This window comes from Streptomyces sp. NPDC037100 (genome assembly GCF_055606225.1).
Window position 1 is genome coordinate 1 of the sequence record NZ_JBVJSX010000004.1, and the last position, 10,696, is coordinate 10,696.

Below are 10,696 nucleotides of genomic sequence, written 5' to 3' on the forward strand. Positions count from 1 at the left end.
CTTGCGTTTCCGACTCTATCAGATCTTTCCGATCCGATTTCCTCGGTGCTTTCCAGGTTCTCGCTTCCGCGTTTCCCTTTCCGGCGGTTCCGACTTTATCAGAAGTTTTTGGCTGGTCTGACCGGCCACTCATTTCCGATTCATCGGGAGAGGCTTCAATGAAAGCGACGTTTCACGAAGCAGATAGATGTTCACTGCGGCCGGTCCGGGACTAGGGCCCATCTCCAGGCAACTGTTCTAATCTACCTCCCCACACTTGCCGTGTCAACGGCTCCTGTGGGGCGAAGAGGAGACTAGCAGTTGAACGGACGTGGTCGCACATCCGGCGGTCAGCGGGACGATCAGGCCGCTGTCGGGACGGTCGCGCTGCGTTCCGCCGCCTCGACGTCTCCGGTCTCTCCCGCGCGGGCGGCCCGGCCTCCCAGGACGTAGACGTAGGCCAGGAAGGCCGCTTCGGCGGCTACGCCGATGGTGATGCGGGCCCAGGTGGGGAGACCGGACGGGGTGACGAAGCCTTCGATGGCGCCTGAGACGAAGAGGACGAGGGCGAGGCCGATGGCCATACCTATGGCCGCTCGGCCTTCCTCCGCGAGCGCCGTGCGCCGCGTCCGCGGGCCGGGGTCGATGAGTGTCCAGCCGAGGCGCAGGCCCGTGCCCGCTGCGACGAAGACGGCGGTCAGTTCCAGAAGGCCGTGCGGGAGGACCAGGCCGAGGAACGTGTCGAGGCGGCCGGCCGAGGACATCAGGCCTACGCCGACACCGAGATTGAGCATGTTCTGGAAGAGGATCCAGAGGACCGGAAGTCCGAGGAAGACCCCGAGGATGAGGCACAGGGCGGCGGCCCAGGCGTTGTTCGTCCAGACCTGGGCGGCGAAGCTGGCGGCCGGATGGCTGGAGTAGTACGTCTCGTACTGGCCACCGGGGCGGGTGAGCTCCCTCAGTTCGCTGGGAGCCGCGATCGAGGCCTGCACCTCGGGGTGGGTGCCGATCCACCAGCCCAGGAGGGCGGCGACGGCCGTGGACAGGAGCGCGGTGGGCACCCACCAGTGCCGTGACTTGTAGACGGCCGCAGGGAAACCGTGGGCGAGGAAGCGTGTGACGTCACGCCAGGAGGCGCGTCGGGTGCCTGTCACGGCACCACGCGCGCGTGCCACGAGTTGGCTGAGCCGACCGGTCAGCTGCGGGTCGGGGGCACTGGACTGGATCAGGGAGAGGTGCGTCGCGGTGCGCTGATAGAGGGTGACGAGTTCGTCGGCCTCCGCGCCGTCGAGGCGGCGCTGGCGGCGGAGGAGGGCTTCGAGGCGGTCCCACTCCGCTCGGTGGGCGGAGACGAAGACGTCGAGGTCCATCGGTGTGCCTGCTCCTCGGCTGGTCGTCGGAGGCTCGTCGTGGATCAGCTTGTCGTACTACGGCGCGATGCGCCCTCAGCTTGGCAGACTGGCCCTGTCGGGGGCAGGGCAGGGGAAGGACGGCGGGCGTGAGTGAGCTGGTGACGGGCGAGGCTGTGGCATTGGAGCTGCGCCCCGCGAGGCTGCCCAGCAGGGCGTTGGCCGTGCTGCTCGATCTGGTGGCGGTCATGGCGGTCTACGTCGCGGTGACCATCGTGCTGGTCACCTCCACGGCTTCACTCGACGAGGCGGCGCAGACGGCGCTGTCCATCGCGTCGTTCGTTCTCGTGCTGGTGGGCGGGCCGATCGCGGTGGAGACGCTCAGTCACGGGCGGTCGCTCGGGAAGATGGCGTGCGGTCTGCGTGTGGTGCGGGACGACGGAGGCCCCATCCGGTTCCGGCATGCGCTGGTGAGGGGCTTGATCGGGGTGATCGAGATCCTCATGACCTTCGGGATCGTCGCCTGCATCGCCTCGTTCGTGTCGGGGCGTGGGCGGCGGCTGGGAGACGTGTTCGCGGGGACGCTCGTCGTACGGGAGCGGATTCCGGTCGCGCGGACCGGTTTCGTGCCCCCTCCTCCGCCCTGGCTGTCCGGGCGGTTCGCGGGGCTCGATCTGTCGGCGGTGCCCGATGGCCTGTGGCTCGCCGTCCGGCAGTACCTGACGCGTATGCAGCAGTTGGATCCGCAGGTGGGCTGGTCGATGGCGGAGCGGCTGGCGGCGGACCTGGCGGAGCGTACGGGGGCTCCGGTGCCCCACGGTGTGCCGCCTGCGGCGTATCTGGCGGCGGTCGTGCAGGAACGGCAGGCGCGCGAGGCCCGGCGGGCTTTCGGGAGCGAGGCGGCCCCGGCGGCGACGTCCGCCGCCGTTCCGGTGCCCGCCGACCCGGTCGCCACAGCCGGTGCTCCTTCCGGGGAGGGCGCCGCGGCCGGCTTCCGACCGCCGGCTGGGGTGCCCGAGGTCGGGTCCGGGCCTTCCGACGGGGAGCGGCCCGCAGAGCCGGCGGTGCCACCGGCGGTTCCGGCCGGCGAGCAGCCCCGCACCGGGTTCGTGCCGCCGGCGTAGCGCGGGGCGGGGCACGTGGCGCCGGTGGAACGCTGCTGCCTGCTCAGGTGAACGCCGACGGCGGTGACTCCAGGTCTTCGAGCTCGATGCCGGGGGCCGCGAGCACGACGTCTCCGGCGATGTGCACGGTGTGCTGCTCGCCTATGTCCAGGGCTGTGACCTGGTATTCGTCCACGGTCAGGGGGCCGTTGTCAGTGGCGTGTGCTTCGCTTTTCAGCAAGGCCCAGGACTGGTCCACGGTGCGGGGGGCGAGGACCGGGTCCGTGAAGGCGACGAGGCGTACGCGGGTGGCCGCTGTGGAGGGGGTGAGGCGCAGGAGACGGGTGGTGGCGACGAGGAATGCCGGGGACGTGCCGGTGAAGGCGTGGGCGCGCACATTGCCTTCGGTGGCCTCGGTCCCGGTGGGGTCGGTGCGGACCCAGGTGACGCCGTCGAGGGCTGCGCCGCGGACCTGCCAGGCGGCGGCGTGGAGTTCGAGGCGGATGGGTCGGCCCAGTTCGTCGAGTGTGAGGTCGACGGAGCCGTGGTGATCGCCTGCGGGGGTGGTCAGCTGGGAGACGTAGCGCCAGCCGGAGGGGCCGGGGGCGCACTGGAAGTGTTCGTCTGCGAGGGGGGTGTGATCGTGCGGGTCGTGGAGCGAATAGCGGCCGCGGGGCATGGGGGTCCTGGGTCCTGACGGGCTGGGCCGGTCGCCGGTGGGGCGAACGGGGCAGGCCCCCGGCACGGGGGTGCGGGGGCCTGCCTCGCGCCCCCGGCACGGGGGTGCGGGGGCCTGCCTCGGAGATCTGAACCGGTTGCCGGCTGACCGGCAGCGGTGCTGCTCGGCTCAGTAGCGGTAGTGGTCCGGCTTGTACGGGCCCTCGACCTGCACGCCGATGTACTCGGCCTGCTCCGGGCGCAGCGTCGTGAGCTTCACGCCGAGCGCGTCGAGGTGGAGGCGGGCGACCTTCTCGTCGAGGTGCTTGGGCAGCACGTAGACGCCGGTCGGGTACGCGTCGGGCTTGGTGAAGAGCTCGATCTGGGCCAGGGTCTGGTCCGCGAAGGAGTTGGACATCACGAACGACGGGTGACCGGTGGCGTTGCCCAGGTTCAGCAGGCGGCCCTCGGACAGGACGATGATCACCTTGCCGTCGGGGAAGGTCCAGGTGTGGACCTGCGGCTTGACCTCGTCCTTGACGATGCCGGGAATCCTGGCGAGGCCGGCCATGTCGATCTCGTTGTCGAAGTGGCCGATGTTGCCGACGATGGCCTGGTGCTTCATCTTGGCCATGTCCGAGGCCATGATGATGTCCTTGTTGCCGGTCGTGGTGATGAAGATGTCGGCCTTGTCGACCACGTCGTCGAGGGTGGCGACCTGGTAGCCGTCCATCGCGGCCTGCAGGGCGCAGATCGGGTCGATCTCGGTGACGATCACGCGGGCGCCCTGGCCGCGCAGGGACTCCGCGCAGCCCTTGCCCACGTCGCCGTAGCCGAAGACGACCGCCGTCTTGCCGCCGATGAGGACGTCGGTGGCGCGGTTGATGCCGTCGATCAGGGAGTGCCGGCAGCCGTACTTGTTGTCGAACTTCGACTTGGTGACGGCGTCGTTGACGTTGATCGCCGGGAACAGCAGCACACCGTCGCGCTGCATCTCGTACAGCCGGTGGACACCGGTCGTGGTCTCCTCGGTCACGCCGCGGATCTCGGAGGCCAGCTGGGTCCACTTCTGCGAGCCGTCCGTGATGGTGCGGTTCAGCAGTTCCAGGATGACGCGGTGCTCGTCGGACTCGGCCGTGTCGGGCGAGGGGACCTTGCCGTCCTTCTCGTACTCCACGCCCTTGTGGACCAGGAGGGTGGCGTCACCGCCGTCGTCCAGGATCATGTTCGGGCCGCCGGTGGGGCTGTCCGGCCAGGTCAGCGCCTGCTCCGTGCACCACCAGTACTCCTCCAGCGTCTCGCCCTTCCAGGCGAAGACCGGCACACCCTGCGGGCTGTCGGGCGTGCCGTTCGGGCCGACGGCGATGGCCGCCGCCGCGTGGTCCTGGGTGGAGAAGATGTTGCAGGAGGCCCAGCGGACCTGCGCGCCCAGGGCCACCAGCGTCTCGATGAGCACAGCGGTCTGCACCGTCATGTGCAGGGAGCCGGTGACACGGGCGCCCGCCAGGGGCTGCGCCTCGGCGTACTCCTTGCGGATCGCCATCAGGCCCGGCATCTCGTGCTCGGCGAGGGTGATCTCCTTGCGGCCGAACTCGGCCAGGGAGAGGTCGGCGACCTTGAAGTCCTGTCGGTTCTCGACAGTCGTCATTGCGAGCTGCTCCTCGGGGTGTGGGTCGAGGGTGGGTACGGCTGGTCTGCGCGGCGGCGGACACAGGGGTGCCCGAAAGAGGACACAGGCATGCCCGCGTGCGCGCAGCGCAGTCCGTCGGAGGCCCTCTCTCCCTCGGCCGGTCCGCTTCGGGACCGCCCGACCGCCATCAGCAGCGACGTCTGGCTCCGTCCCAAGCTACACCGGGCGCGGGCGCGATCCCCAGTCCGTGGGCGAACACATCGAGCCGATCATGTGACGGACCCGAGGACGGACCGGACGGCGGGGGCGGGGTGGTGGGGTGGTGGGGCGGGGAAGCCGGACGGGGCCCGCCGAGTGGTTCGGCGGGCCCCGTGAGGCGCAGAGGGAGGGTCAGTGCTCGGTGGGGTGGGGGGCGGGGCCGCCCGGGGAGGCCTCGGGGTCGGGACCCTTGGCTGCTTCCCTCTCGCTGTAGATGTCCGGCTCCAGGTAGATCACGCGGGCGATCGGGACGGCTGCGCGGATGCGGGCCTCGGCGGCGTCGATGGCGGCGGCGATCTCGGTGGCCGTGTCGTCGTGCTGGACGGCGATCTTGGCGGCGACGAGGAGTTCCTCGGGGCCGAGGTGCAGCGTGCGCATGTGGATGATGCGGGTGACGGTGTCGCCGTCGACGACGGCGGCCTCGATCTTCTGCGTCTCCTCGATGCCGGCGGACTCGCCGAGCAGCAGCGACTTGGTCTCGGCGGCGAGGACCAGGGCGATCAGGATGAGCAGGATGCCGATGCAGAGGGTGCCGATGCCGTCCCAGACGCTGTCGCCGGTGAGCAGGGCGAGGCCGACGCCGCCGAGGGCGAGGACCAGGCCGACGAGGGCGCCGAGGTCCTCCAGGAGGACGACCGGGAGTTCGGGGGCCTTGGCGTGGCGGACGAACTCCTTCCAGGAGCGCTTGCCGCGCAGGAGGTTGGACTCCTTGATGGCCGTGCGGAAGGAGAAGGTCTCGGCGATGATCGCGAAGACCAGGACGCCGACGGGCCAGTACCAGTTCGTCAGCTCGTGGGGGTGCTTGATCTTCTCGTAGCCCTCGTAGAGGGCGAACATGCCGCCGACCGAGAAGAGGACGATGGAGACGAGGAAGGCGTAGATGTAGCGCTCGCGGCCGTAGCCGAAGGGGTGTTCCGGGGTGGCCTCGCGCTTCGCCTTCTTGCCGCCGACCAGGAGCAGCGCCTGGTTGCCGGAGTCGGCGACCGAGTGCACGGACTCGGCGAGCATCGACGACGAGCCGCTGAAGAGGAACGCCACGAACTTCGCTACCGCGATCGCGAGGTTCGCGGCCAGTGCCGCCACGATCGCCTTGGTACCGCCTGACGCGCTCATATGTCCGCGTTGTCCCTTCGTACGCCGTTCCAGGGCCCGGACGCCCGCCTTGGTGCGCGCCCGTGACTTTGCCCGTGCTTGACGGTGGGCCATTGTTGCAGCCCGCCGTGACAGCGGTGAGTCAGGTCACCAGCACGGGGTCCTCGAAACGGTCAGGCGACGACGGTGGCCCGGAAAAGCGTCCCCGTTCCGGACACTTCGGCCTTTTCGCCGGCGGGGACGAAGACGGACGCGCCGGGGGTGAGGTCGTGCTCGCCGGCCCGGACGGTTCCGGTCGTGCAGAGGAGGATCTGCGGGGTCGGGCGGGTGAGGTCGTGGGCGCCGCCCGCCTCGGGGAGGACGTAGCGGGAGAGGCGGAACTCGTCGATGGGGGTCTCGTAGACCTCCTCGCCGTCCGGGGAGGCCTCGGGGCGCAGGACGCCGGGGTCACTCGGGAGGAAGCGGACGATGCGCAAAAGTTCGGGGACGTCGACGTGCTTGGGGGTGAGGCCGCAGCGCAGGACGTTGTCGGAGTTGGCCATGATCTCCACGCCGAGGCCGTTCAGGTAGGCGTGCGGGACGCCGGCGCCGAGGTAGAGGGCCTCGCCGGGCTGGAGCCGCACGTGGTTCAGCAGCATCGCGGCGATGACGCCGGGGTCGCCCGGGTAGTGGTGGGCGATGTCGGCGTAGGGGGCGTAGGCGCCGCCGAGGCGGGTGCAGGCGGTCGCCGTCTGCGTGACCGTGCGGGACACGTCGTCGGGGTCCGCGGTGAGGATCGCCGTGAGGACCTCGCGCAGGGCGGCGTCCTCGGGGTGGGCGTGGAGCAGGTCGACGTAGGGCTTGAGGGAGTCGACGCCGAGGTCGTCGAGCAGGGCCGCGGCCTCCAGCGGGTCGCGGAAGCCGCACAGGCCGTCGAACTCGGTGAGGGCGCAGATCAGTTCGGGCTTGTGGTTGGCGTCCTTGTAGTTGCGGTGCGGGGCGTCCACGGGGATGCCGCGCCGCTCCTCGTCCGCGTAGCCCTCTCGCGCCTGCGTGAGGTCGGGGTGGACCTGGAGGGAGAGCGGGGCGCCCGCGGCGAGGATCTTGAGGAGGAAGGGCAGCCGGGGGCCGAACTTGGCGACGGCGGCGGACCCGAGTTCCTTCTCGGGGTCGGCTTCGACGACCTCGACGAGCGTGCCCCGGCCGGTGCGCGAGGGGGCGCCCGGGTGGGCGCCCATCCACATCTCCGCCTGCGGCTCGCCGGTCGGTTCGACGCCGAGCAGCTGAGGGATGGCGGTCGGGGAACCCCAGGCGTAGGGGCGGATGGTGTTGTCGAGGCGGTCCATGGGGTTCTCTCTGCGTGGTGCGGGGCGCGGGGCGCGGGCGCGTCAGGGTGTCCCGGGCAAGATCAGGCCCTCGAAGCGAGCGCCAGGTAAACGGCGGCGAAATCCGTGATGGCGATCAGTTCCGCGAGGGTCTCCAGTTCGCCGCCCTCCTCCGGTTCCAGCTCGCTGATCGGTGTGTCGTGGCTGAGCGCGAGGTCGCGGGCGCCGGGGGCGGCGGTGAGGCCGCCGATGGGGCGGTCGCGCAGCAGCACCACGCGCGCGTGCAGGGCGGGCGGTTCCTCTACGCGGTCGCGGAAGAAGTCGTCGGGGTCGGCGCTGGCGGCCAGAGGGCCGGCGAGCAGGGCTCCGTGGGCGGCGAGGGCCTCGGGGAGTTCGGCGACGACGGCGGGGGTGCCGGACAGTTCGGCGAGGGCCGCGGCGAAGCGGCGGCCGGCCGGGCCGGCCGAGACGCCCTCGGTCCAGACGATCGGGAGCGCGTCGGAGAGTTCGGCGGCCAGGGTCTTGGCGGCGTTGCTGTACGTGGCGATGGCCGGGCCGCAGCGCTCGGCGACGAGGTCGAGGCGGTCGGCGACCTTGCCGAGAGCGTCCGGCGGGGCGGCGAGCACGCCCGTGCGGTCCAGGAGCGCGAGCAGCGGGGTGAGCAGGGCCCACAGGACGCCCGGGGCGGACGCGGCGAGGGGCTCTTCCTGGTCGTACGGGGCGGTTGCCACCGGGACGAACAGGCCGTGCACGCCGGTGAGGGCTTCGGCGAGCGGGGTACGGGCGGGGGCCACGGCCACGACGGTGCAGCCCCGGCGGTAGGCCTGCTCGGCGAGCAGGGACAGGCCGGGTTCGGTGCCGTTCGGGGTGGTGATCAGCAGGAGGTCCACGGAACCGGCCCAGCCGGGCAGTTCCCACCGCAGGGCGCCCGCGGCCGGGGCGACGCCGGTGGGGGCGAGGCGGATGACCGGGCTGCCGGCGCCGGCGAGCGTGCCGATGAGGTCGGCGGCGTGGGTGGCGGCGGCACCAGGGCCGGCGATGAGCACCGCGCGGGGGCGGCCGTCCGGCTTGAGGTCGTTGACGCCCGCCTCGGCGGCGTGGCGGGCCGCGGTTCGGACGCGGGCGCCGGCTTCTGCGGCGCCGCGGAGCAGTCCGCGGTGGTCGGCCTCGGCGAGGCCCTCCGGGGAGTCGAGCAGCGATTCGTCGAGCATGGGCGGCAGCTTCCCATCGCCGGGGTCCGTTGTGAGGGTGTCCTGGATCGTGCCCGCTGTGCCGGGGGCTATGTGCACCGGAGTGTCACGGGGGTGCGTGCGCCCCCGACGGTCACGCGGGGCGGCGGGCCTCGTCGACGAGCAGGACGGGGATGCCGTCGCGGACGGGGTAGGCCAGGCCGCAGCCGGCGTCGGTGCAGATCAGTTCGGTGTCCTGCTCCGTGAGGGAGGAGTGACAGGCCGGGCAGGCGAGGATCTCGAGGAGGCCGGATTCGAGGGGCATAGGGGTTCCTTCGAGGTGCGGGCGCTTGGGGTCGTGCCTGGTCAGGTTACCGCCGGTGGGGGCGGGGCCTCAGCCCCTGATGATCCCCAGCACCTCGTCCCGCACCCGGGCCATCGTCCCGGCGTCCCTCGCCTCCGCGTTCAGGCGCAGCAGTGGCTCCGTGTTGGACGGGCGGACGTTGAACCACCAGTCGGCGGACGAGACGGTGAGGCCGTCGAGCTCGTCGAGGGTGATGCCCTCGCGGCTCTGGTACGCGGAACGGATGGCGGCGAGGCTGGCCTGCTGGTCGGCGACCGTGGAGTTGATCTCGCCGGAGCCGGCGTAGCGGTCGTACTGGGCCACGAGGGAGGACAGGGGGCCGTCCTGACCGCCCAGGGCCGCCAGGACGTGCAGGGCGGCGAGCATGCCCGTGTCGGCGTTCCAGAAGTCGCGGAAGTAGTAGTGCGCGGAGTGCTCGCCGCCGAAGATCGCGCCGGTGCGGGCCATCTCGGCCTTGATGAAGGAGTGGCCCACGCGCGTGCGGACCGGGCTGCCGCCGTTCTCCTCGACGACCTCGGGCACCGACCAGGACGTGATCAGGTTGTGGATGATCGTGCCCTTGCCGCCGTGCCGGGCCAGTTCGCGGGAGGCGACCAGGGCGGTGATGGCCGACGGGGAGACCGGCTCACCGCGCTCGTCGACGACGAAGCAGCGGTCCGCGTCGCCGTCGAAGGCGAGACCCAGGTCGGCGCCCTCCTCGCGGACACGCTTCTGCAGGTCCACGAGGTTGGCCGGGTCGAGGGGGTTGGCCTCGTGGTTGGGGAAGGTGCCGTCGAGCTCGAAGTACATCGGGACCAGCGTGAGGGGCAGGCCGGCGAAGACCTCGGGGACGGTGTGCCCGCCCATGCCGTTGCCCGCGTCGACGACGACCTTCAGGGGGCGGATGGAGGTCAGGTCGACCAGGGAGCGCAGGTGGGCCGCGTAGTCCGACAGCGTGTCGCGGCCGGTGATCGTGCCCGCCTGCGCGGCCGGCTGCGGTGCGCCCGACTCGCTCCAGCGCTCGACGAGCTCACGGATCTCCGCGAGGCCGGTGTCCTGCCCGACGGGAGCGGCGCCCGAGCGGCACATCTTGATGCCGTTGTACTGCGCCGGGTTGTGGGAGGCGGTGAACATGGCGCCCGGCAGGTTCAGCGCGCCCGAGGCGTAGTACAGCTGGTCCGTCGAGCAGAGACCGATCTCCGTCACGTCGGCGCCCAGGGCTGCCGCCCCGCGCGCGAAGGCCCGTGACAGGCCCGGGGAGGAGGGCCGCATGTCGTACCCGGTCGTGATGGCGCTCGCGCCGGTGACCCGCACGAAGGCCGCTCCGAAGAGCTCGGCCAGGGACTCGTCCCACTGGTCGGGGACGACCCCGCGTACGTCGTACGCCTTCACGACCTGCGACAGATCAGCAGCCACGGCCAACCTTCCTGAAAAAGTACTGTCGGTCGGGCCAAACTACCCTCGCCCACCGACAACGCGCCGGGCGGACGCCAAGAGGACTCCCAGCCGCAACCTCAGGTCAGGGCAGCGTGCGGTCCAGGGCCGGGGTGCTCCTGCCGGCCACGATCGAGCACATCACCAACAGCGGGCCCGGGCTCCACGGCAGCACCTTGCGCAGCAAGTCGCCCTCGTGGCCCGCGAGTCCGACACTGCCGCGCAGGCGCGACGACGGCGGCGCGTACCGGATCGAAGCCGAGGGCGGCCGGCACGACCGTACTGATCACGACGGGCACCCCGAAGCCGGCAAGCGCTTGCAGCAGCACCCGGCAGAGGGCGATGACGAGGGCTTGGGTGCGCGGATCGCAGGAGAGC

The 10,696-nt window shown here is 71.3% G+C and carries 9 protein-coding genes and 1 pseudogene; 1 reads left to right on the top strand and 9 read right to left on the bottom strand.

Annotated elements, in window-relative coordinates:
- Window positions 1-341: 341 nt before the first annotated feature.
- A complete protein-coding gene (locus ACZ7EG_RS14220) occupies window positions 342-1,349 on the bottom strand; it encodes a stage II sporulation protein M (protein ID WP_471077120.1) in 1,008 nt (335 codons plus the stop codon).
- A 128-nt stretch (window positions 1,350-1,477) separates the two neighbouring features.
- Between ACZ7EG_RS14220 and ACZ7EG_RS14225 the strand changes: the two genes are divergently transcribed.
- Window positions 1,478-2,452 (top strand): RDD family protein, encoded by a 975-nt coding sequence (locus ACZ7EG_RS14225; RefSeq protein WP_471077123.1) that lies wholly within the window; start codon window positions 1,478-1,480, stop codon window positions 2,450-2,452.
- A gap of 43 nt (window positions 2,453-2,495) precedes the next feature.
- Here ACZ7EG_RS14225 and ACZ7EG_RS14230 read toward each other — a convergent pair whose 3' ends face one another.
- From ACZ7EG_RS14230 to ACZ7EG_RS14265, 8 genes and pseudogenes are all read right to left on the bottom strand, one after another.
- Window positions 2,496-3,110 (bottom strand): hypothetical protein, encoded by a 615-nt coding sequence (locus tag ACZ7EG_RS14230; RefSeq protein ID WP_471077125.1) that lies wholly within the window; start codon window positions 3,108-3,110, stop codon window positions 2,496-2,498.
- Window positions 3,111-3,278: 168 nt separating this feature from the next.
- Complete coding sequence (ahcY, locus tag ACZ7EG_RS14235) at window positions 3,279-4,736, bottom strand: adenosylhomocysteinase (protein WP_471077128.1); 1,458 nt, start codon at window positions 4,734-4,736, stop codon at window positions 3,279-3,281.
- A 372-nt stretch (window positions 4,737-5,108) separates the two neighbouring features.
- Window positions 5,109-6,089, bottom strand: a complete 981-nt coding sequence (locus ACZ7EG_RS14240; protein ID WP_471077131.1) for a cation diffusion facilitator family transporter — start codon at window positions 6,087-6,089, stop codon at window positions 5,109-5,111.
- Between the two features lie 152 nt (window positions 6,090-6,241).
- A complete protein-coding gene (gene manA / locus ACZ7EG_RS14245; protein ID WP_471077134.1) occupies window positions 6,242-7,393 on the bottom strand; it encodes a mannose-6-phosphate isomerase, class I in 1,152 nt (383 codons plus the stop codon).
- A 62-nt stretch (window positions 7,394-7,455) separates the two neighbouring features.
- Window positions 7,456-8,583 carry an SIS domain-containing protein gene (locus tag ACZ7EG_RS14250; RefSeq protein WP_471077137.1) on the bottom strand — a complete coding sequence of 376 codons (1,128 nt, stop codon included), beginning with the start codon at window positions 8,581-8,583 and terminating at the stop codon, window positions 7,456-7,458.
- 112 nt (window positions 8,584-8,695) lie between these two features.
- Window positions 8,696-8,866, bottom strand: coding sequence for a Trm112 family protein (locus tag ACZ7EG_RS14255; RefSeq protein WP_471077140.1), 171 nt, complete (start codon window positions 8,864-8,866; stop codon window positions 8,696-8,698).
- Window positions 8,867-8,935: 69 nt separating this feature from the next.
- Complete coding sequence (locus ACZ7EG_RS14260) at window positions 8,936-10,300, bottom strand: phosphomannomutase/phosphoglucomutase (RefSeq protein ID WP_471077143.1); 1,365 nt, start codon at window positions 10,298-10,300, stop codon at window positions 8,936-8,938.
- Window positions 10,301-10,545: 245 nt separating this feature from the next.
- Window positions 10,546-10,696 (bottom strand): annotated as a pseudogene (locus ACZ7EG_RS14265) (L-lactate permease); the annotation flags it as partial.